Below are 23,414 nucleotides of genomic sequence, written 5' to 3'. Positions count from 1 at the left end.
TCCCCAAGTAGACATCGTCTACATTTACAGGAGTTGACTATGAAACAAATCTTTCCTTTCTTTTTTTTCGTCTTGGTGACGGCAAATCTAGGAGCCTTGGACCTTGAAGTCCAAATCGAGAACCGCCAATCAAAACAATCTACCATTCACTGTGGTATTTTCGTGCAGGCTGATGGTTTTCCCACGGAAAACAAAAAACAATACCAGAATACGAAAGCCAATGTGGAAGCCGATGGTCGGACCATTTGTCGATTTTCTGGCCTAAATGGAAACACTTACGCAGTCTCAGTTCTTGAAGATTTGAATGCGAATGGAAAAATGGATTCCACTCTTGTCGGTTATCCCAAAGAACCATGGGGAGTCTCCAATAATGCTCCCATGCATACCTTCGGGCCTCCCACCTTTCAAGAAGCATCATTTACTTTGAAAGCAAACCAAAAGCTTACGATTAAGTTAAACCCTTAGGATACCAACATGCTACTAACAAAAAAATATGGCGATTTTGCTTTGGTTACAGGAGCAACGGAAGGCATAGGCAAAGACTTTGCCTTGGAGCTGGCACGACAAGGATTCTCACTCTATCTAGTCGCAAGAAATGAAACCAAACTAAAGTCCTTGCAAACGGAACTTTCAAAGATGGGTGCAAAAGATACCAAAGTATTGTCTTTAGATCTAAGCGAATCTAAAAATATAAACCAACTCTTTGAGATAACCAAGGATATTTCGTTTGGATTGATCGTTCACGCGGCTGGTTTTGGGTCTGGTGGACCATTGCATGAGCTCTCATTGGAAAATGAGATGAACATGGTTGACTTGAACTGCCGTTCGGTGGTCCAAATGAGCCATCACTACATCCAGAAGAGTATCCAAAAACAGCGGAAGCTAGGTCTCATCTTATTTGGCTCTTTAGTAGGTTTCCAAGGGGTTCCCTGGACTAGTACCTATGCAGCAAGCAAAGCCTTTGTCCAAAGTTTTGCCGAGGGTATCCATAGAGAATACCGTTCAAAAGGCATCGACGTACTATCAGTTGCGCCAGGGCCTGTTGCTTCTGGATTCGGAAGTCGAGCTGGAATGAAAATGTCCATGGCACAATCCTCAAAGGGGATCGCAAAGATTTGTTTGAAAGCACTCGGCAAGACTGAGACGATTCGTCCAGGATTTCTTTCCAAGTTTTTGGGCTGGTCCTTGATCACTTTGCCGAGAAAAATGAGATCCATACTATTGCAGCAAATTATGCATGATATGATCTTTCCCAAAGGAGCAAAGTCATGAAGGAATTTTCCTTTTTGCTTGTTGCGCTGACGAGTTGGATATCGAATTGTGCCTTTGCCTCACCGTTCCAAAAGTCAGCTCAGATCAATCAATTCAACCTTCAACCTGATTCAGAAGTTTTGATTGCTTTGACTGAAGTTGATATCGCAGGAACAAATGCTGATCGCAGCACCTTTTGGGATCGAGTTTCTTCCGTACGAAATGACCTAAAAAACCGACCAGGTTTTTTAGGGGCATCGATTCGAAAGGAAGTATTTGGTTCTAGGGCCTGGACCATGACTGTATGGACAAACGAAGAAGCCCTTGAAGATTTTGTGTATGCCAAAGAGCATGAGAGAGCAATGAAAGAAGGAGCACCAGCGGTTCGCAAAGGAACATTTTATCGGGGCAAAAAAAAATGGAAAGAGATCCCCATTGCTTGGGAGGAAGCAGAAAGACTGCTTTCAGAAGAAGGAAGAACAGAATAAAAAAACCCTTCGGGTGATTCAGGAACCAACCGAAGGGCGAAAGGGGCTTAGGTTAAACAAACCACTTAGTCGTTGTATCAACGATATACTTAACAAAATTAGTATAAGGTGGGTACATCAATGTGGGCAGAGAAAATTTCGGAGATTTGAGAACAGATCGTTCGTGAGAAAATGCCTTAAAACCAAAATATCCATGGTAACTTCCGTGGCCAGAATGATTGATTCCTCCGAAAGGCAAGTTCGAATTCACCAAATGCAAAATTACATCGTTTACGACTGCTCCACCTGAAGATGTGCGTTTTAGGACGGATTCTGCAGTTCGGCTACTACTAGTAAAAACATAGAGGGCCAAAGGTTTCGGTTTAGAATTGATGAGTTGGACAGCATCATCTAAATGATCGTAGGTGATGATGGGTAAAAGTGGCCCAAAGATTTCATCTTCCATAATCCTTGCATCTTTTGGAACATCGACCAAGATTGTAGGAGCAATGAAATTTTGACCTGATTCAAATTTTCCACCATAGGCAATTTTTGCACCAGATTTGACAGCTTCATCAACATAGGATGTAACACGTGAAAAGTTCTTTGCGTTGATGATGCGACAAAAATCTCCATTGTTCACAAAGTTTTCTTCTTTGGAGGCAAAGTATTTCTCCGTTGCTTCTTTTGCGTATTGGACAAATTGGTCCACACTAGATTTAGGAATCAGAACATAGTCTGGTGCCACGCAAGTTTGTCCCGCATTCAAAAATTTACCCCACATGATCCTTTGGGCAGCTAATTTTAGATCTGCATCCTCCGCGATAATTGTGGGTGATTTACCACCCAATTCAAGTGTTACTGTCGTTAGATGCTTTGCGGCAGCTGCCATGACAACTTTACCAACTGGTGTAGAACCTGTGAAAAAAATATGGTCAAAAGGCATTTCTAAAAGAGCAGTCGAAACACTGACATCGCCTTCAAAAACAGCAACTTCCTCATCAGCAAACGCTGATTTAACGATCTTATTAATTACAGCCGCTGTATTGGGAGTAAACTCAGATGGTTTAAGCATCACAGTATTTCCAGCACCGATAGCCGCCGCCAAAGGAGCTAGAGCCAATTGAAAAGGATAGTTCCAAGGGGCGATCACCAAACAGACACCTTTCGGCTCATAAACAATTTTGCTACTCGCACCAAAAAGAGTAATAGGCGTGGCGACATGGATGGATTTCATCCATGATTTTAAATGGCGGATAGAATCGTTGATCTCACCAATTGTAGGTAAAATCTCAGAAATATCCACTTCTCTTGCGGACTTTCGAAAATCTGCAAAGAGTGCAGTCTGTATCTCTGCTTTGTGTTGGAAGATCGCCGCCTTTAATCTCTTTAGTTTTTGGATCCTTTCTTTTGCCGTTGAGAGCCGCAGTTCCAATGCTTTCTTTTGTTGTAGGGCAAAGATGCGTTGGATGTCAGCTTGCGCATAACTTTTGGCATCTTTGGTTTGGATCATCTGGTTTGGCTGTGGTTTACTAAGTGTGGCTTGTGTCATTTCCGGCTCCCATTACTGACTCTCGTTCATTTACACAAGTTTGACAAGAATTTTTTTGTCCTGTCACATTTAGAATGAAAGAAACTACCAAGTCTTCCCGGCCTTGGAAAAAGTAATGTTCCGAAGGAAAAAGAAAAAAATTGATTTGTACGAGGGAGAAAGATTCCGTATTATGTCTAGCAAATGAAGGCAGAGCAGGGAAAAAACAAAGCCGCCATGGCCTACCAAATCTTAGGCCCCTACCTGCCCGATGAAGTCTTCGAACACCTGAGCAATCAGGAAATTGAAAAACTCCTCGAAACGGTAGAAAAAAACCGCCGAGAGCCAAGTGCCAAGGAAGAACGATCCCTCTTACTATCCTTCACACAATTCTTACAAAAACGAAAACCCCCAGCCCAAGCACCAAAAACCCTCTCCGTTCCCATCAATGACAAAGAATTTTCCCTTTATGGCGATTCGGGAGCAGCTCCCATAGCCGATTTTTTGGAATCGGTATGGCAAGAAGAGAAGGAAAAACAGAGTTCAGCTTGGGAAACGATCGCAAACCTCAGCCAAGCCGAGCTCTCTGCCTTGGCTTTGGATGAATCCCCTCAGGTGATCGCGAGGATTTTAGCCTTTGCGGAACCAGAAATGGCCTCTGAGATCCTGGTCGAATACCCGGATTCTGTCCGAGAGGAGATCATCCTTTCCCTTGCTCATATAGATTACCATTCCGAACGAGAACGCGACGAAATGAGCCGTTTCTACCAATTTAAATCTGCGCTAATCGAACAAAAAACACCCGTTGGCAAGATCCGGAACCGGAAGGCAAAAACGGCAGGGGACCTTCTTAGTCGTCTTCCTTGGGAACATTCGCAAAATTTAATCGAACGATTACAGAAAAAAAGCCCCGCATTTGCCGAAACTATAATAGAACATTATTACCGTCTGGAAGATCTCCTTCTTTTGGGCAGGACAAGTTTGACTCGATTTTTTTCAGAGATCCATCCGCTTGTCATTGCTTGCGCCTTAAAGGGGGTTGAAACTTCATTTAAGGATTCTATATTTGAGCATTTGGAAGCATGGCTCGTAAAAGAAATCCGATTGGAGTGGGATTCACTTGGGCCTGTTTCTTTGTTGGAAATAGAAGAAGCTCAAAAAGGGATCCTAGATCGATTGAGAGATGAGATCGAAACCGGTAAATTGAAATTATGGAGATTGAAGTAAGGATATGGCAAAGTTAGTTTTCAAACCCATTCAGATTGCCGACTTACAGGAAGAAGTTGAAATACAAGTTCCAGATAAGTACAAAAAGTTCCATAAATCCGATGAGCAAGATGATTTCGAGATAGACCAAGAAGGAAATATCATCGAACAATACCAGGGTCCTTCTATCGAAGAGATTGAAGCAGAACTCTCTCGCTACCGCCAAGAAACAGAAGAACAAGTCCGACAGCTCCTTGAAGATGCCAGAAAACAAGCCAAGGAAATAGAAGAAGAAGGCCGAACCAAAGCCTTCCAAATGATTCAGGACTCCAAAGAAAAAATCAAATTAGAAGAAGACTCAGGCCGCGCAAAAGCAGAACAGATCTTAGATCGCGCAAAAATGGAAGTAGAGCGGATGATCAAAGAAGCCGAAATGAAACAGGCTGAAATTGAACATGAAGCATACCAGAAAGGATATGATGCCGGTCGAGAAGTAGGATTTAAAAAAGGCCAAGGTGAAGTCAAACGATTGATTGACCGATTGGGAACTATCATCGGTAAAGCGATTGATATCCGAGAAGAAATGATTGCTGCCTCCGAAAAACAAATGGTTGAGATGATTCTAGTGATTGCGAGAAAAGTAATCAAAGATGAGATCATAGAGCGAAAAGAAATCGTATTGAATAACATTAGAGAAGCAATGAAACGAATCAAAGATAGAGATCGTATTGATATCAGAGTTAACTTTGCTGACCTAGAACTTACGACTGCCCATAAAGACGAGTTGATCAAATTAATGGAATCTCTCAGAAAAGTCAATATCTATGAAGATTCAAGAGTTGACCGAGGTGGTGTCATCATTGAAACAGATGTTGGTGCAATTGATGCTCGTATTTCAACTCAGCTCAAAGAAATCGAAGAAGCGATAAGAAACGTCGAACCAATATGATCCGACGTTTCTCTCCACTCCATGCGAGCTTTTTTGCTTTGCTATTTTCTATTTTTTTACCTACAAATCTTTCGGCCGAGGCTTGTGGTACATTCATAGGTTCTTGGGATAAACCGATCAAGTTATCAACTGATTGGCAATTTCGAAAAGGCGACAATTTAGATTGGCGAGATGAAGTAGTAGAGGAAACCTTTTGGTTAAAACGTTCTGTTCCTGATTATGGAATCTCCAAGACGGAAAACCTAACAGGATATCATTGGTATCGATGTACATTTGTTTTACCAGAAAATTTACCAGAACCTGTCGAACCCGTTGCGATTAAATTTGGAAGAATCCGAGACATTGACGAATTTTATTTGAACGGTACATTAGTTGACCAAACAGGAACCGTCATTCCTAAACTAGAAGTTGATTTTCAAAAAGTAAGAATCTATTCCCTTCCCTCACATTTACTCAAAGCTGGAGTCAATACCATTGCTCTCCGGATTTATGCTGCCACAAATTTGAACGGACTCAAAGAAGCACCAGTTATCTACCATGAAAAAGAGCTTAGAAATTCTGTGTTTACAGCAGAGATTTTTCCCATGGTCTGTGGTTATGTTTTTATATTTATGGGAATATATTTCTTAGTTGGATCGATTGTTAGGGGGCGAACCGGCGAGAATTTCTTTTTTGCGCTATTTTCGATTTTCATAGGCTTCTATGTTTTAATTAGAACCCAACATAGAAATATCATGTTTGAAAGTTTCACAAACTCCTACGTTGTAGAGTTATTACTTTTAATTTGTCTGCCTTCATTTTTTTTAAACTTTCTTCACCAATACCTTAAAGTAAAAAGAAATTTAGTTCTCCTGGGCTATGAAGTATACTTAGCAGTACTATTTGTAGTCACTTTATTTTTCCGTACGCCTAAATCATGGATTCTTGTGATTGCTCTTTTCAACTATGCACTTCCTGTTGCAGTCGGACTCGCTTCTTATCTCTTCATTCGATACGGAAAGGAGATGATCATAAAACTTCGGTTTATCTTGATCGGGCTTGCATGCCTACTACCTACCATCTTGATTGATAGTTTGTCTGCACTGGAAATCATTACTTCTCCAAGTACAATTTATTTAGGCTTTTTACTTTTTTTGGTCATGATCAGTGTGCAGCTATCAAATGACATGGTCTTAGGTTTGCGAAATTTCATTGAACAAGAGAAAGAACTTATCCAGATGGAGAGAGTTAAGACAGGATTTTTGCTAAACCTCTCGACTGAGTTCAAATCTGGCATGGAGAAAATCAATCTAGCCATCGAAAAAATTTCCAATCCATCCAAAGCTGCCCCGGCAAAGAAAACCAAATCAAAAAAGAATACTTCAAACGTAAGCGTAATGTCTACAGATGATATCGTCAAACAGGCCGAAGATCATATTTCTTATATGGGCTATATGGTTGAAGAAGCCCTTCTACTGAAACAGTTAGAAGAAAAGACATATCAGATTACACTATCTCAGTTTGGAGTTTATAAACTCATCTCTGATTGTGTCTCCTCCATTGAAAATCATTTAGGCCAAAGAAGAAAGAATGTGACTATCGATGTGAGACCAAAAGATTTAGAGGTAAACCTTTCCTCTGATTTACTTTTCGTCATGGTGAGAAACCTTGTAGAAAATGCTTATATTTATACAGATATCAAAACAGAAATTGGCATTGAATTTTACTTACAAAATGGAATCTATCATTTGATTGTCGCGGATGAAGGATTGGGAATGAGCCAAATTGAAATGGAAACAATCTTTCAAAAGTTTGTAAGAGGATATAAAGAGAGCAAAAGTGAAATTCCAGGTGCAGGGATCGGCCTTACTTTGGTACAAGCAACCGCTGAATTTTTAGGTGGATCTGTTCAATTAAAATCGGCAGAAGGAATGGGCGCAAAGTTTATCATAAAATTCCCAGAGAAAGGGCTTAAAAAATGAAAGCCTTATCTTCAAAGAATATTTTTCTTCTTCTGTTTATTTCACTTACATTTGTTTTCTCTTGTACTCGGACAATAGACCAAAAATCTGTCGTAGTCAATTTAGAAGGTGAAGATTGGGGTGTACTCTTTGACCCATCTTCCGAAATCTTAAACAATGAGTTTAACTTTAACTCTTTAGAACTAACATCTGTTCCGGGAAACTTACGTAATCTAAATCGATCCTATCGTGGGCCTATTTGGCTAAGAAAATCTTTTGAAGTAACCAAAGAGCAACATGATACTTCTTTGGCAGTTCAACTGGGTAGAACCTACCAAAATGATGAAGTTTTTATTAATGGTGTTCTCGTTGGGAAAAACAATTCTCCTTTCGGGCAAAATCCAAAGGAATATTCTTTCGGTCGGCCGCGTATCTACCCTATCCCTCATAACCTTATTTTGGAGGGAGAAAATGTTCTCGTTATCAAAATTGATTCGGATTTAAGCACGTCTGCAGGAGTCATTTCAGGTCCTGTTAGAATTTTGACTTACCAAGAGGCAATTGAAGGACTCAACTATCAGTCCTTAGTCGAACTTATTTTTGTAGGATTTTATTTATTTATCGCTCTCTTCTTTTTTATCAATTTTTTCAAAATGAGAGACAAAAAAGAGTACAAGAGTTTTGCAATCCTTGCTCTCATTTTTTCTGCCTTCGAATTGTCCAGAAATGAGGCGCGCTTTTTCATAGGGGATTATTTTACTGCTTTTAAACTCATTGAATATGGATTTCTCTTAGTACTGCCCTATGCTTTTATAAAATTCATTCAAGATTTTTTTGAAATCAAGATTTTCCGTCTGCAATTAATTTACCTGGGTTTACAGTTCCTTTTTATCTTAGTATTCGCAATTATTCCGAGGCCAGTTTTTTGGTACAACTTCATCGGTTACTGGGACATTCATTTATTCCTGATTGTATCTTATGCGATCTATCTTACCATTAAAAAACTCAAAGAAGAGAAACGTGGGGCATGGATCCACCTAATTGCTCTCGCCTATTTGTTTTACGCTATTGTAAAAGAAGTTGCCATCGAACGAGGTTACTTAAACGCACTTTCTTCGCTTGAAACGAGTTTCTTGTTTTATCTTTTATCCATGACTTTGGCACTGAGATTTCAGTTCCTGATCATGAAACGAAAGTTACTTTCACGATTTGATCGATTGAAAGAAGCAGACTCACTCAGGGAAAAAATATTTTTCTATATGGATGCGATGATCAGCCAGCCACTTACGATTATGAAAGAGAAACTTCAGCAGTTCAGAGAAGTCTCCGAAAAATCCAAAGAAAAGGCTATCATTAAAGAATTAAAAAATGTTCATTCATCCATCGATACCATTATGGATGATATCATAGAACTTTCTAGATTGGAAGTGATGAAAGAAGTTCCGTTTAAAGACCAAGTAAACTTTGTTAGCTTTATTCATGACGTTATCCCCGACGAAAAAATTACATACTCTATCAAGGTTCACCCTGAGACAGAAATTTATAACAGTCTTGATTTGGTGAATTCAATCGTGATTCGTCTGGTGGATTTTCCTCCATTTGGAGAATTTTCACATAATGATTTGATCATAACTCAAGACCTAAAAGGAAATGTACACTTTCGGTTTTTGTTGTTTCACTCCAACCCCAAAGTCACCTATCGATTGTACAACGATTTAATAGCCAATTACGAAACACTTACCCCGAACAAAGTGAAATGGGCAATAATACTTGAGATCGTGAGATTATTAGATGCAAAAATCGATTTTAAAATTATCAAAAAGAAATACCTAAAGATTGATTTGGGCATCTCTGCCATAGCTCCCTTAATGCAAAACAAAGAAATCAATCTCAATCCATCGATTCCTACTAGCCGTCTTGAACCAGTGAAAGGAAAGTCAAACAAAGAAGACTGGAGAGTGACAATTAAAAGAATTTATGATAAAATGAAAACAATCGAAATCAAATTTCCCAAAAAGAAAAAATAAAATTTAAAAGTTCAGATCATCGATCGTCTTCAAATCTTTTTTGACTGTAAAAGAATGCGCCTTTTGGACTGTGTTTCCAGGGCGATCTAACACCACCGCTCGCATTCCAGCAAGACTTGCAGCCTCCGCTTCTTCAACAATATCAGTAAAGAAAATGAATGTTTCTGGATCTGCTTCAATCTGGTGGGCTATATTTTGATAACTTTGCCTTTCTCGTTTTCCACCCATGGCAGTATCAAAGTAACCTTGAAAGTATTCACGAAGGTCTCCAAACGTAGAATATTGATAAATTAATTTTTGTGCCTCCACGCTACCAGAGGAATATACATAGCAAGAGATTTTAGATTCTTTTGCTTTTTTTAAAAACTCTGGTACGTCTTCGAATAATTGACTTTTGATCTCACCCGCCTCGTAGCCTTTTTTCCAAATTTCACCTTGTATGCGCTTCAAAGGACCAAATTTTCTATCCCGGTCAATCAGATAACAAAGATAAGCTGGCAAATCGTTTCTGGTAATCGAAATTGTGTTTGGAAAAGCCTTTAAGAATTCGGGATCAGCAAGAAATACATCTTTCTCAAATTCTTGTTTGATTTGTGTAAACTCCAAGACATCTAATGTCTGGTTTGCGAGAAACTCTGCCATCCTGTCTCTGGAGTATGGAAACAATATTTGGTGAACAAACGAAATTGGAGTGGTCGTCCCTTCGATGTCTAACAAAAAGTTCGGCATCATTAAGCTCCTTTTACTTCAAGCTCCCACTGCTTTCTCATCTTTGCTTCATCATTTTCATAATTGCGTATAATAATGATCCAGGCCAAGGCACATGGAATCCAAAAGAGGATTGAAATAGATAGAGCGAATCCTCTATCTGTTGTAGAACCTAAGATGATTGCAGAGATGGCAGGTCCCAAGCCTTTGCCTAGATCGTCTGTTAAATTATAGATCGAAAAGATTGCACTTCTCGACTTAGGAACATTCACATTCAACAGCACTGCCCTTACATTGGCTCCGGTAATCGAAATTAATACCCCAGTGAATACATTTAAGACCAAGAAGATTGCTTTATATTCGATAAGTCCTTGCGCATACAAAAGATAAATAGCTGGCAAAACTCCAATAAATGTTGTCACCATACACAGGATAGGTTGCCATTTTTTATTTTTATTGTATAACCATTGCCCAAGCACACCCCCAAAAAATGTTCCTATGAATACACCGATGGCAGCAAAAGTCACCAAACCAGATGCTTCAGCCTTTCCAAATCCATAAACGTTTTCATAGTAATCAACTAAATAGACAAAGAATACACCCCAAGGTATACAACCAGGTAAACCTTGCAAAAAAATCCCTAAATTGGTTTTGTTTTGAAAAAGGATCTTGAAGTCTTTTAAAGAAATTCTATGAGAGAGTTCATCAGGAGATTGGATATCTTCTGCTCCTCCACGTTTTGGCTCCCTACAAAACAAAAGATAAATTAAAGCAAAGAAAAAGGAAGGCACGGACATGTAGATAAACGACTGACGCCATCCGTTGATTGGGTCACCTTCTCCTAAAATCCCTCCCATCAATTGCCCCACACCAATTCCTAAACCCATAGCAAGCGACACAAAGCCAGTAGCTACAGCTCTAGATTGGGAGCTAAAGTAATCCCCAATCAAACTAAACAAAATAGGGAAAATACCTCCAAGTCCGAAGCCACAAAGGGTTCGTAATAATAGAAACTCATTATAAGTGGAACTGTAAGCTGTGAGAAAACAAGGGATCTCGCCTAGTAGTACGGTTACCAATAATAACGATTTTCTGGAGATGGTTTGAGAAAGGTAACCCATCGAGAGTGAGACTGTTCCTCCCAAGATAAAAAACAAAATTGGTATGAGCCCACCCATCTTCCAATCGATCTCTTTTTGGTCAATAATCCCAAATGAATTAGCTATATTTTTCATGTTAGGTGCGATCAGGTTTTGATCACCAAACAAAAAGAAAGCCATACCCAAAATGGTCCAAAAGGCAAGAATCCCTCGCGGGCCGTGGGAAGCAAGTTCCTCTAAACCTACATATCTTAGTAGAGTTTTTTTATTATCTTTAATGGCATTCATGGGCTTTCCTGTAGTTATTTTCTATAGACAAACAAAAATGAAAGAGTGAAGAGTAGAGCTATAAAACCTATCACAGCGAATAAAGAGGTATCCCAAGTTGTTAAGATAGTACCATTTTGGATTTCTGGATTGCCATTTAGTGCAGTTGGTACGGGCTTACCACCCTTTAATCGAAAATGAAAGGTGTTTGTGTCTGAATTTGCTGTGATTGCGACTGCTGACAATCCTGCAGGAATTTCTTTATCTAACTTTACCAATGTGCCACCATCTACCACTTCCATTTGCATGTCTGCTGGTTTTAAAAAGATAGGATATGATCCACCTTGGCCTTCCGCCAATAATTTTTCTTCGAGTACATCTTGTTCGCCAGGAAAAAAGTACGAAACTTGTAATTCAGATATCCCAGGCAATGCTGCTCTATCGAACAATTTTCCTCCATTTTTTCCCTCTGGCATGTTCAATGGAATGGCCATCCGGGAACCAGGCTGTTGGACTTGTGCATAGCTTTCTGTACTTTGTTTGGGCACAAAGAACTCAATTGGATTTTCTTTTGAGTAATAAGATCGTTTGGGATTGGATTGGTTATCGATCAAAAAAAGTTTGAAAATCCTGATTCCTTTCTTTTCACGAATAACTTGCATTAAACTTTTAATGCTAACCTTTTCCTTGGATTCAGTGGTTTCATACACAACCACCTCTTGGTTTTGCGACCGAAAGGCAGGTGTAGGGGGGATCATTTTGTTATAGTTGACTCCCTTATACGTTACCTGCACTAAGAGGGGAGCTCCCTCGGGAACATCTACACCAGAGAATCGAAAACTTCCTTTCTGAGGTCCAAGATCTGCAATCGGAAGCATCGCGCCTTGGAGAGCGATCAATTTAATTGAGTCTGCATTTCCTAGTGAATTCGTAGTTCCATTTTTAAGGGTTCCGAAGATATCTATGGCTTCCGCATAACTTGCATGTACGAAACAAAAGAAGAAACTCAAGAATAGTGGCAATTTGAGATACATTTTCATTTGATGCTCCCTACCACATTTAAAAATCCAAGTGAAAAAATATGTCTCTAGGAAAATTTAGAGGCGACAGGAGAAGTCGTAATGGGAAGACTTTTGCATAGGATACATTAGGAATCACGAAACAGATGAAGCAACCCAGTGAAATCGTTCACAATTCTTCTAAAGAAGAGAGAGATATCCTCCTAGAATACCAGAACATAGACGTCCAAAAGTTAACTACTTTAAGTATCCTTGGTGTTCCTGTGGACAATGTCACTATTGATGAGTCCATAGCTAAGTTATTTCGCATTTTGGAAAAGAAGGAAGCGATGCACTATGTTCTCTTCCTAGATCCTATCAAATTGATGAGAATGAGGCCTGGAAAACCTCTCCATCGCATCACCCAAAAAGCAGGCACCATTTTAGTAGAAGGGGCTGGCATCAATTGGATGAGTGGGGGCAGACTCAAAGACAGAATTCCTCCTATAGCCGTGATGATGGATTTGATCCGATTAGCAGAGTTGAAGGAGTTCACAATCTTTATCTTCGGCTCCAAAGATGACATCATTGAAAAGGTCTATTTCAATCTGACTCGTCATTTTCCCAAAGTACGCATTGTAGGTCGCCAAGCGGGCCACTTAGACCGACAGAGAGAGATGCGTGTAAAAGAAGCCATACGTAAAACTAGCCCCGACATTATCTTTCTAGCAATGGACTTTCCTGCCCAAGAGATTTGGATAGAAAACAATACTGGGTTTTTTGGTAAGGCTCTTGTGGTTGGTGTAGGTGGCGCCTTAGATATGCTATCTGGTGCCGATAAAAAAGCACCCGAATATTTTAAGGCGAGAGGACTTGCTTGGTTATGGAGAATTATCTCTCGTCCCTATCGCATTCGTAGGATATGGGAAACTTTCTACTTTATCATTTTAGGTTTAATCGAAAGATTTAAAAATCGAAATAAATAAACCTACTATTGTAAGTCTTTCAGTCGATCCAAAGTAGGCGGTAGCCAGTCTTCTAGTAGTGGTTCTCTTTCCAAACGAGCACGAGCAAAGACCAAATCTTTGTTAGACGTTGCGATTTCGCTAACAATGCCAATCCTTCTTGCAGTTTCCATAGATTTCCAATAGTATTTTAGGGCATTGATAGTATCTTGTTTCTTTTCGTAGACCGCGCCTATATTGTTATAAAGTGCAGTAAGAGTTTGGTAGATTTCTTGGTGTTCCGAATTTTCAGGCTCTAGACGACCAATAGCCTTTTCTTTTGCTTCATAATCATCGGTTAACTTTAAATAATTTCCTAGAGCAGCGTTGTACTGCCTTGTGTAATAGAATGAGTTTCCTTTTCCTAGAAGTACTGTCGGATTGTTGTAGATATCTTCTTCTGGGAGTTGGGACCAATGATCCAGGGCTTGCGCAAATTCATTTTGGTTGTACTCAATCCAGCCTAAAAAGAAGTGCACCTCTCTAAGCAATTGTTCATCCTTCTGCAAGCCTTTATCTGGTGAGAGTGCCGATTCAAATTTCTCTTTTGCAATCAGAAGACCTTTTCTTCTTTCGGCTTCCTCTACAGAGAGTTTACCCAAACTTCTCTCAGGATAGATTTTTTTACCTGGAAAGTCTCGGAGATTATCTGATTTGTTGATACCCGCAGATTCCAAATAGGCAATTTTACCAAAGTTATAATCGATACGGCCTGGTTTACCTTCCAAAAGTGTTTCGTCTTCTTCTCTTTCACCAAACTCATGTCTATGTGCATCCAATCTACTTTCCGCTTCTTTTAAAAGTGCAGATGCTTGCTCATAGTTTTGAACTTTTAGATAGTATTCTGCCATTGCAAGAACAGCTAGATAATGTCGATTATCATAAGTAGCAGCCAACTCTAATTGTTTAAGTGCGCGACTTGCCTCTTTGATTTTAAAATAATACATTGCCCTTTGGTAATATCCTTCCGCAAACTTGTTCCCATAGTCTTTACCATAAGCAATATTAAGTAAATATTCGACATTGTCATCGATTTCCATGCCCGAGACTTGGTCCTCGGGATTTATATTGTAACGAATCCTGACATCCTCAGAGTCCAAGGCAATGTAAAATGAAGCCAATTTTGCGAGTACCGCCAAAGAAAGATCACTTTCTATATCGAGTGCATTGCGTACTTGTCTATGATGGTTCAAAACATACTGCGGGTTTTTCTCAGCTTTCCAAATTTCAATGTAAGTAGATAGAATACCACCGTGACCGATGGGATCTTTAGGGAACTTTTCAATGATATCATTGTAATATTTAACTGCTGTCCCGAATTCCCTTTTGTTATAGTAAATTTTTGCTATGCCCGCGGTAGCTTCGATACTGTCAGGTTTACCAGCATCAGTAAAGACTCGTTTAAAATATTCGATTGCTAGGATATCGTTCTTATAATCCTTTTGTGTCGAACCTGGTGGTATCTCGATAAAATCTTTCCTATTGAAGGAGTGGAATCGGCCAAGCGCTAAATATGTATCAGGATCGTGGATATTGTATTTCAATCGAGAAGCTATATAAGCCCCAGCTTTTATTACTTTTCTTGGGACTTTATCTTGGGAAACCAAACTAAACCCAAGACCAGGTAAAGGTAATTTACCTGCATGAGAGACTCCCGCGTCATTCCATTCTGATTTGTTAGCAAGACTGATGTTAGGAACTTCTTTCCGTTTGGACCATGAGCGTACATGCTGTGTGTCCGCAGGTTCCAAACCAAAATCTGGCTCTACCTTTCCAAAGCATTTCTCAAAGGCCTTATCATACTGACCTATTTTTGTATAGGCATCACAGTATTTATTTAAATATTTTAAGCTAAAAGGTTCAATATCTTCACCTTTATTGAAGTACGATTCTGCATCTGCCAGTAGCTTTTTTTTGGCCTGCACATCTGTTTCTTTTCGGTATTCTTCTAGTTGCTCAAGACCTAACTCATATTGTGCGCCGGCCATACGAGGAATGTACACAAATCGATAGAGGGAAACCAGAGATACGACCAAAAAGATGGCTGCTGCTGCTGTGAAAAAAGTTTTACGAATAAGCTCTCTTCGTCTGGCAGCTCCCTCTTTTGTATAGGCATCCTTGCTAGCAATGATAGGTACGCCATCAGCGGCAAATCGTCCACTAGTATCTGTTAGCTCTACCCTTTCTCCTAAAAGTGAGCTTAAGTATTGAGCTACATCTTCTGGCTTTTGCTGAGCTTTTATGAGTTCAATGATTTCTTTTTGGTTTTTGACCGGAACTCGATTGTTTACGATTGTATCAGTGATTGTCCTTCGGAGTTTTGGTGGGTATTTTACCAATTCTCTTTGGATAATCGCCAAGTCTTCATCGGAGAGGCTTGCGTCTAAATCTTCAGTTGGCTCATCCTCTTTTCCAAGAGAGTCCAAATCATCCTCTATCCCTCCAGAACTGACGTTAAAATCATCCGCTGTCTCCATGGAGGATACGGGTATGTCATCCAAAGAAGGAGCAAGGTCATCAAAACCGCCACCAGACCCGAGGTCATCATCTAGACTTGGAGGCTCCATCCCGACGCCTAAATCACCGAACGGATCTTCAAAACCACCTTCGTCGGAAGAAGAGCTGCTAGGGGCGCTAGGTTCATCAAATCCAGAAGACAAGTCATCGAAGGATGACTCGCTATCGAACGCAGAACTAGTGCTTGGTGTGACCTCAGGTGCTTCCATGGAAGCAAATGGATCATCGCCAAACGGATCGGCAGATGGGGCACCCATGTCACCGAAAGGATCTGTTTCTCCGCCTGAGCTTGGAGGGCTATCTAAATCGGCAAATGGATCTTGTCCAAGTGTCTCTGTGGGCTCAGCACCAAAATCTGCGAACGGATCATCCCCTGAGGTACTTCCTGACCCTGAGGTTGCCTCTCCCAAACTAGCAAAAGGATCATCTCCAAAGCTTGGGCTCGGCTCACTAGGTTCTACGTCTTCGCCAAGGCCCGCAAAAGGATCTCCCGCATCGGCACTCGCCCCAAGGCCTGAGTCGGCGAAGGGATCATCCGATGGTACGGGCGCGGGGCTATCAAAGTCTGAAAATGGGTCCGAATCCTCGCTTGCGGCAGGTGGTTCGCTTGAAAAGTCTGCGAATGGATCCGAATCCGAAGATTCCTCTCCACTAGGTGTAGGGGCACCTAAATCGGCAAAGGGATCATCGGAAGGAGTTTGGGCAAGATTTGGGTCCGAAGATGGTTCATCCGGCAGGCCAAAATCAGCTAAGTCCGGATCCTCCGATACGGGAGGGGAGTCAAAGGAATCCTCTTCTTCTGCTTGGCGCGGGCTTGTCTTAGGTTTGGGGCTATCCTCGCCTAAAAGTTCATCTAAATCGATGTCATCGTCTTCTGCTTCTAAATTGCGAAAAGGTGGTGGTCCAGAATCTTCTGCTTCCAGGCCTGCAAAGGGATCATCATCCCCTGCTTGGTCAGAAAAGGCATCCGAATCGCCGTCTTCGGCATACTCAACACCTTCTTCAGGGACTTGGATAGGTTCGGCATAGCCCAATTTCTCTCGCAGAACCTTTGCCATCGGGTTGAGTTCTTCGGAGCTTTGCGGATTTTTATTCAAAGCCGAAAGTAGACCTTCGATCTGGGCTACTTCTTCTGGACTGAAATTATCATTTGGTTCGGCCATGAACGTATGCGTTTCCTACATATATATCGGCCTTTGTTAAAATTGTAAGATATTTTTTTTATTATGTCAGATCGATTTTCAAAAGAATTTCCGTGCAGAGAGATTTTTGTGAACTGCCGAAACTTATAAAAGAAAGAAAATGAAGTTCCGATCCAAATTGATTTTCCCCATTATATTGGTCCTTTTCATATCCATGAGTCTTCTCGGGCAGGAGACACTTGATTGGGTTGGAGGTTTCTCCTCTGACCAATTGGAAATGCAAGAAGAAGAGGAGAACCAAGACACCGTATATTACCTTTGGCAATTAGAAAGTCTGAAAAAAAATATTAGCCCAAGGTACATTCGGTATCTAGATGTAGAATCTTATTTGAAAACAAATCGATTGTTAAAGCGTGGCATACTTTTTACTTACAACGGTCTTCGAGATGATTCCGTTGAGTTGTGTGGAAATTTTAGCAACTGGACATGTTTGCCAATGAAACGAAATCAATTTGGTATCTACTACTATGTCTTAGAGCCAGAGATGATAACAGCTCAATATGAAGACGATCCCATTTATGAATATAAATTTCGTGTAGGCGGGATACTGACTTTTGATCCTGAAAATTTAGATAAAGTAGAAGATGGCTCCGGATCGTTTATCTCTCGTTATGTTCTAAATCGTAAAGATACAAATAGACAAATCCATTCTCTGGTTTTAGAAGATTCGGCGTCAGAAGAATATGACTTTCGCACCGTTAAGTTTCAAATTTACAAACCGGATGCTGAGGTAGTCAGTTTGGTCGGTGACTTTAATGATTGGAACCCGGAAAATGATTTTCTTAAAAAAGATAGAAATGGTATTTTTTCATTGGAGAAAAAACTTCTTCCCAACCAAGAATACCATTACCGTTTTATTGTGGATGGTGAATATATGCTAGATACTTATAATCCAATTTCTAATGTAAAGACAGATACATCAGAAACTGTCTCTTCTATTTATGTACCTACACGTTCCACAGAATTGGAAAGAAAGGAGTGATCAATTTTCCAAGGTCGCTGTCATAGAACCTTTTGAGCTTGTCATCCGAGGGTCAGGGCCATACGAAATGATGCGCTCATGTATAAACTCAGCATGTTCCAATTCTCCAGTGAAGACAATGGTTCGTTTGAGTGTATCTACTTCTATTGCATGTTGAAAGGCTTTTTCGATGCTCATTTGGCAAACGTCCATGAGCATCTCGATCACATAATCATAAGTGTGGTGGTCATCATCCCATAAGACAACTTTCCAAGGGCCACTAAAAGTGGGCTTTACGAAAACTTCTGTTTCTTCTAGTACTCCGGGCTGACTCGAATTCGTCGCAAGCATAGCCCCTTTCCTCTCAGAAATTATTTTCTTTTTTTGGCGATGGCAACTTCCGCGTGTTCAACGATATTTTTTGCTCGGAGGCCAAAATAGTCGAGTAAACCACTCCAAGTGCCTGATTTTCCGAAGCTGTCTTTCATACCAACTTTGATGACGGGGACAGGATACTCTTCTGATAACAATTCAGAGACAGCCGAACCCAATCCTCCAAGTACGTTGTGTTCTTCACAGGTAACAACAGCACCACATTCTTTAGCATACTTTAAAATTGCTTCTTTATCAAGAGGTTTGATGGTAGCCATGTTCAATAAGGTTGCCGCAATTCCCTTTTCTTGTAAGGATTGAACTGCAAGCATCGCTTCCGATACCATAACTCCACATGCGATGATACAAACATCCTTTCCTTCAGATAAAACCTCAGCTTTACCGATTTTGAATTGGTAATTGTCTCGTTCAATGAGTGGGATGGCCGGTCGGCCTACTCGCACGTAGACAGGCCCTTTATAATCTGCGATAGCATGTATGACTTGTTTTGTTTCATTGAAATCAGCAGGGCAGATCACAGTCATCTCGGGAATCACACGCATAATCGCAAAATCTTCAATACACTGGTGGGATGCACCATCCTCTCCCACAGTAATACCACCATGCGATGCTACAAGTTTGACATTTAAGTTTGGGTATACGACGCTGTTTCGCACCACTTCCCAAGCTCTGCCAGAGAGGAACATAGCAAACGAGGAGGCAAATGGAACAAAACCAGAAAGAGCTAATCCTGCCGCATGACCAACTAAATTTTGTTCTGCGACCCCTACATTAAAAAATCGATCAGGAAACTTTTTTTTAAAGTCCGCCGTTTTTGTTGAGCCAGATAGATCTGCATCTAACACGACTATATCGGTTCGCTTGGCTCCTAACTCAACCAGAGCTTCGCCATAGGCATCTCTGGTTGCTTTTTTGTCTGCAGTGGATTGGCTAGGTGCTCCCATTGTTATCCTTTTTTGAGTGCTTCCGCTTTATCGGTCTTTTCCCAAGTAAAGGTAGAACCAGTTCTTCCGAAATGTCCATACGCAGCAGTGTCTTGGTATCTTCTGCCTTTACCCAACAAATCTAATGATTCAACAATTCCTTTCGGAGTCAGCTTGAAGTTCGCTTTGACTCGTTTTTCGATTTCAGCCTCTGGAATTGTATTGGTACCAAAAGTATCAACTAACACCGACACTGGTTCTGCGACACCAATCGCGTAGGCAAGTTGGACTTCACACTTATGAGCAAGGCCAGCTGCCACAACGTTTTTAGCAATATAACGTCCGATATAGGCTGCTGATCTATCCACTTTGGATGGATCTTTACCAGAGAAGGCACCACCACCATGGCGTCCCATTCCACCGTAGGTATCAACAATGATCTTTCTTCCTGTGAGTCCAGTATCACCATGTGGCCCACCGATTTCAAATTTGCCAGTTGGGTTGATGAAATAGCGCGGGTTTTGTAAAAACTGAGGAGGGATGACCTTTTTAACGCATTCTTCAATCACTGCCTGTTCAATGTCTTTATGGCTCACGCCTGGGCTATGTTGGGTTGAAATAACTACTGTGTCCACTTTTGTAGGTTTCCCATTTTCATACAGAAAGGTTACCTGAGATTTTGAATCTGGTCTTAGCCAAGCCAGTTTGCCCGAATGTCTGAGTTCGGAAAGAAGTTCCAACAATTTGTGAGAGTAATAGATAGGAGCCGGCATTAATTCTGGAGTATCATTGATCGCAAAACCAAACATCAATCCTTGGTCTCCTGCGCCTTGTTCTTTAAAAAGACCTTCACCTTCATTCACACCTTGCGCAATGTCAGGTGATTGCGCATGGACATGGGAAGATACCACAGCATAGTCAGCATCAAAGTACATATTGATGTCATTGTATCCGATCTTGCGGATGACTTCCCGAGCGACTTCAGAAGTGTCGACTTTTCCTTTGCTCGTAATTTCACCAGCAATGACCACTAAATTGGTGGTTACCAAAGTTTCGCATGCGACACGCGATTTTGGGTCTTGTGCTAAGAATGCATCTAGGATGGCGTCTGAGACCTGGTCACAAACTTTGTCTGGGTGTCCTTCAGAAACGGATTCAGAAGTGAAAATAAAATTTTGTTGTGAGGACATATTTCTACCTTACTTCGCTAGACTTTTGATTTGAGGCGAAGTGTCAATAGAATTGTCAAGGAAGGGAATCTGAAAGGGCTACTCTCTTCCAATGAGTAAAAAACCGATCAGACTGTATGCTCAAGAGCCAATTTTGTGGATGTCCTCATTTTCTAAGACTAATGTTTTTGGCAGAGCCGAAGGCACTTGCTGGAAGAGGGTTTTGAGCATAGCCTTTGCGACTGTCTTTGCCTGAACAGGAGCATACTTTCCTAGACCGAGCCAAGAAAAAGGCAAGATCTGTGATAGATACTCACCGACCTTTTCGCCAAAACGAAATTCCTTTCGATCGCCTAGTAACAAGGAAGGTCGGAAGATCCCCAACAAAGGAAATCCAATTTGTTTGAGTTCTCCTTCCAATTCTCCTTTAACCCGGTTATAAAAAATAGCTGAATTGGCATCAGAGCCGAGTGCCGTAACGACCAAAAAACTCTGGGCGCCATTTTGTTTGGCCAGTTTGGCAGCCAGTAAAGGGTACTCAAAATCCACTTCCTTGAATTTATCTTGGCTACCAGCTTTTTTGATTGTTGTGCCTAGGCAGCAGATGACTGCATCTACTTTAGGAAACAAAACCTTACCAGCTTGAAAATCTTCCCAAGTCACGGTTTGCAACTGAATTCTAGAATCAACTGGAGTTTCCAAAGCAGACCTAAGCCAAACAAAAACTCTCTCAAAATTTTTTTCAGCGGCCAATTGTTTGAGCACTTCAGAACCAACAAGCCCGGTTCCACCTAACAAAAGAATGTTTTTTATCATAATGATAATACCTAATTATTGAATTTGATCTATATTTGAAGACTTCTTGCAAGAAGTGAATCGGTGAGGTTGAGTTTCTCGTTGAATTGGACGCCAGCTAATTGGTATTCCTTGCCCCTAATTTTGGAAGTTTGCACCCACATGATCTTTCCTTCAAAGAATATACGTTTGGTGCCACCTGCCCAAAGAATAGTTCCTATCACAGAGTTTTGTACTTCATCAGAAAGGAAATCATCTTCCCCTAAAAAACAAAGACCTTCTTCGGAGATATTTCCAAGAGTACCTATGATCGTGATGCCATCTACATCTAAATGGATCTCGAAGTCACGGAACTCTCTTGGTGATATTCGGGGAAGTCTTCGCTCACTCTCCATGGTAACATTTTGCACAAGTCTCGATTTTATGAAAACGAAAAAAGAACGATTAAAACTGGAAGTAAATGAACGGAACTGAGTTTTCAGGTGTAAAGAGAGCAAGGATTAAAACGACAATCGGGTATATAGCCAGTTCTAAACTTGCAGGGATTTGTTTCTCCTTGCCCTCCTCCCAAAGGTAATGACCAAGACAATGCCCTAATATCAAAAAGCAGGAAACCCAAAGGAATTCCTTCCAAATATATGTCCGAAAGACTCCGGTTTGCCAGAGAAACATTCCTTTGAGGTGTTGGAGAGCGGCCGTAAAATTTGCCGAGCGAAAGAAAACAGCTCCAAGAAAAAAGAGAAGATTGGTGAGAGACATTTTCAAAAACCAAACCATAAATTGCAATTTTGGAAAGGGATTTGTTTCTCCTTTGGGCTTTCCCCAACGCTCCCGATAAAACTCTTCCACCATATAAAAAAATCCATTCAAAGAGCCCCAAAACACATAAGTCCAATTAGCCCCATGCCATACCCCGCTCACAAACATCGTGAACCATATATTAAACTTCCTCCTAAGGGATGAGACACGAGAGCCACCCAAAGAAAAATAAATGTAATCTCTCAACCAAAAATTTAAGGTCATATGCCAACGACGCCAAAACTCCGAAACAGAAGATGCTTTGAAGGGTAAATTGAAGTTAGTTGGCAATTTGTATCCCAAAAGAAGGGCACTACCAATGGCCATGTCAGAGTATCCACTAAAATCCAAATATACCTGTGTTCCACCTAAGACTGCGCCTATCCAAAGAGTACCGGTGTGTAATACGGTAGGATCAGTAAAAATCATGTCGATGGTCGGCGCAATTTGATCAGATAAAACTGCTTTTTTAAAGTAACCTAACATAAAATAACGTACAGCAACTCGAAAGGGAATGTCTTCAAAACGTTTGGGTTCATGCAATTGAGGGATAAATGTCTTTGCTGTAACAATTGGGCCCGCAACTAGTTGAGGAAAGAAACTTACAAATAAGGCAAATCGAATGAAATCTCTTTCGGCGGGGATCTCTCCTTTGTAGACATCAATCGTATAACTTAGAGATTGAAAGGTAAAAAAGGAAATCCCAGCAGGTAAGATGATGTCAAGGACAGGTAAAAACGACTGGTCCAAAGCCCAGAGAGAAAAGGAATTTGTGGTGCTTGCCAGAAAGTTGTAATATTTGAAAAAACCAAGGATAAACACCAGATTGGTGATTAAGCTAAAGTTTAAAAGAAATAAGCGCCATGTTCGATTTTGAGATCTGGTCAGAAGCCAACCTACATAATAATCAATGATGGTCGAAAGTAAAATGAGAGCACCAAAACGGTAATCCCAAGACATATAGAAAAAATAACTTACGACCAAGAGAAAGATATGCAGGATCCGTTTCTCTTTGGATTCGCTGAGAGAAAGGCTAGGGAATAAAAACCAAACAACGAAGAATACGAAGCAAAAAAACAAATAGTATTCTAAACTTGAAAAGACCAATGGCGAACCCTAAAGTACCTTAGCAGAGAATTTTATCCTACGTCAATCATTTCGGCTTGATCCTAGACTTCTCTTCAGGGAAGATATGCGAAACTACAATT

The 23,414-nt window shown here is 40.6% G+C and carries 20 protein-coding genes; 9 read left to right on the top strand and 11 right to left on the bottom strand.

The annotated features are described in order from the left end of the window. Positions 1-39: 39 nt before the first annotated feature. From DI060_RS16725 to DI060_RS16715, 3 genes are read left to right on the top strand one after another with little or no spacing between them, the layout of a single operon-like run. Entirely contained in the window at positions 40-465 is a 426-nt protein-coding gene (locus DI060_RS16725; protein WP_167837037.1) for a DUF2141 domain-containing protein, read from the top strand. 9 nt (positions 466-474) lie between these two features. Continuing rightward, positions 475-1,272: an SDR family NAD(P)-dependent oxidoreductase gene (locus tag DI060_RS16720; RefSeq protein WP_108978054.1), complete on the top strand. Its 798-nt coding sequence runs from the start codon at positions 475-477 to the stop codon at positions 1,270-1,272. Next, positions 1,269-1,739, top strand: a complete 471-nt coding sequence (locus tag DI060_RS16715) for a DUF3291 domain-containing protein (protein WP_108978053.1) — start codon at positions 1,269-1,271, stop codon at positions 1,737-1,739. The genes DI060_RS16720 and DI060_RS16715 overlap by 4 nt, the downstream gene beginning before the upstream one ends. A gap of 52 nt (positions 1,740-1,791) precedes the next feature. On the opposite strand, the gene DI060_RS16710 is transcribed toward DI060_RS16715, so the two are convergent. Beyond that, positions 1,792-3,270: an aldehyde dehydrogenase family protein gene (locus DI060_RS16710; RefSeq protein ID WP_108978052.1), complete on the bottom strand. Its 1,479-nt coding sequence runs from the start codon at positions 3,268-3,270 to the stop codon at positions 1,792-1,794. Positions 3,271-3,453: 183 nt separating this feature from the next. On the opposite strand from DI060_RS16710, the gene DI060_RS16705 reads away from it, so the two are divergent. The 4 genes from DI060_RS16705 to DI060_RS16690 are packed head-to-tail and all read left to right on the top strand — an operon-like array spanning position 3,454 to position 9,371. Further along, complete coding sequence (locus tag DI060_RS16705) at positions 3,454-4,476, top strand: FliG C-terminal domain-containing protein (protein ID WP_108978051.1); 1,023 nt, start codon at positions 3,454-3,456, stop codon at positions 4,474-4,476. 4 nt (positions 4,477-4,480) lie between these two features. Beyond that, positions 4,481-5,404, top strand: a complete 924-nt coding sequence (fliH, locus tag DI060_RS16700; RefSeq protein WP_108978050.1) for a flagellar assembly protein FliH — start codon at positions 4,481-4,483, stop codon at positions 5,402-5,404. Beyond that, positions 5,401-7,365: a sensor histidine kinase gene (locus DI060_RS16695; protein WP_108978049.1), complete on the top strand. Its 1,965-nt coding sequence runs from the start codon at positions 5,401-5,403 to the stop codon at positions 7,363-7,365. Before fliH ends, DI060_RS16695 begins: the two co-directional genes overlap by 4 nt. Continuing rightward, complete coding sequence (locus DI060_RS16690) at positions 7,362-9,371, top strand: 7TM-DISM domain-containing protein (protein ID WP_108978048.1); 2,010 nt, start codon at positions 7,362-7,364, stop codon at positions 9,369-9,371. Before DI060_RS16695 ends, DI060_RS16690 begins: the two co-directional genes overlap by 4 nt. A gap of 3 nt (positions 9,372-9,374) precedes the next feature. On the opposite strand, the gene mtnC is transcribed toward DI060_RS16690, so the two are convergent. From mtnC to DI060_RS16675, 3 genes are read right to left on the bottom strand one after another with little or no spacing between them, the layout of a single operon-like run. Next, positions 9,375-10,103: an acireductone synthase gene (mtnC, locus tag DI060_RS16685; protein WP_108978047.1), complete on the bottom strand. Its 729-nt coding sequence runs from the start codon at positions 10,101-10,103 to the stop codon at positions 9,375-9,377. Continuing rightward, entirely contained in the window at positions 10,103-11,467 is a 1,365-nt protein-coding gene (locus DI060_RS16680; RefSeq protein ID WP_108978046.1) for an MFS transporter, read from the bottom strand. Before DI060_RS16680 ends, mtnC begins: the two co-directional genes overlap by 1 nt. Positions 11,468-11,481: 14 nt before the next feature. Next, positions 11,482-12,486 carry a hypothetical protein gene (locus DI060_RS16675; protein ID WP_244594462.1) on the bottom strand — a complete coding sequence of 335 codons (1,005 nt, stop codon included), beginning with the start codon at positions 12,484-12,486 and terminating at the stop codon, positions 11,482-11,484. Between the two features lie 125 nt (positions 12,487-12,611). On the opposite strand from DI060_RS16675, the gene DI060_RS16670 reads away from it, so the two are divergent. Next, the gene (locus DI060_RS16670) at positions 12,612-13,430 is read left to right on the top strand and encodes a WecB/TagA/CpsF family glycosyltransferase (protein WP_108978045.1); all 819 of its coding nucleotides are present in this window, start codon (positions 12,612-12,614) and stop codon (positions 13,428-13,430) included. Positions 13,431-13,435: 5 nt separating this feature from the next. Here the strand turns inward: DI060_RS16670 and DI060_RS16665 are convergent, their stop codons facing one another. Beyond that, a complete protein-coding gene (locus DI060_RS16665; RefSeq protein WP_108978044.1) occupies positions 13,436-17,128 on the bottom strand; it encodes a hypothetical protein in 3,693 nt (1,230 codons plus the stop codon). A 139-nt stretch (positions 17,129-17,267) separates the two neighbouring features. Between DI060_RS16665 and DI060_RS16660 the strand changes: the two genes are divergently transcribed. Continuing rightward, positions 17,268-18,149 carry an early set domain-containing protein gene (locus DI060_RS16660; RefSeq protein WP_108978043.1) on the top strand — a complete coding sequence of 294 codons (882 nt, stop codon included), beginning with the start codon at positions 17,268-17,270 and terminating at the stop codon, positions 18,147-18,149. Here DI060_RS16660 and DI060_RS16655 read toward each other — a convergent pair whose 3' ends face one another. From DI060_RS16655 to DI060_RS16630, 6 genes are all read right to left on the bottom strand, one after another. Further along, entirely contained in the window at positions 18,150-18,479 is a 330-nt protein-coding gene (locus DI060_RS16655; protein ID WP_108978042.1) for an ATP-dependent Clp protease adaptor ClpS, read from the bottom strand. Between the two features lie 20 nt (positions 18,480-18,499). Then, positions 18,500-19,465 (bottom strand): transketolase family protein, encoded by a 966-nt coding sequence (locus DI060_RS16650; protein WP_108978041.1) that lies wholly within the window; start codon positions 19,463-19,465, stop codon positions 18,500-18,502. 2 nt (positions 19,466-19,467) lie between these two features. After that, on the bottom strand, positions 19,468-20,634 hold the full coding sequence (gene metK, locus DI060_RS16645) for a methionine adenosyltransferase (protein ID WP_108978040.1): 1,167 nt from the start codon (positions 20,632-20,634) through the stop codon (positions 19,468-19,470). A gap of 120 nt (positions 20,635-20,754) precedes the next feature. Then, entirely contained in the window at positions 20,755-21,429 is a 675-nt protein-coding gene (locus DI060_RS16640; protein WP_108978039.1) for an NAD(P)H-binding protein, read from the bottom strand. A gap of 29 nt (positions 21,430-21,458) precedes the next feature. Continuing rightward, the gene (locus DI060_RS16635; RefSeq protein ID WP_244594461.1) at positions 21,459-21,803 is read right to left on the bottom strand and encodes a PilZ domain-containing protein; all 345 of its coding nucleotides are present in this window, start codon (positions 21,801-21,803) and stop codon (positions 21,459-21,461) included. A gap of 49 nt (positions 21,804-21,852) precedes the next feature. Further along, entirely contained in the window at positions 21,853-23,313 is a 1,461-nt protein-coding gene (locus DI060_RS16630) for an MBOAT family O-acyltransferase (protein ID WP_108978037.1), read from the bottom strand. Positions 23,314-23,414: the final 101 nt, after the last annotated feature.

Origin of the sequence: Leptospira ryugenii, assembly GCF_003114855.1 — a bacterium.
In the GTDB taxonomy this organism is placed as follows: Bacteria; Spirochaetota; Leptospiria; order Leptospirales; family Leptospiraceae; genus Leptospira_A; species Leptospira_A ryugenii.
This window is presented reverse-complemented; position numbering and strand designations above follow the sequence as displayed.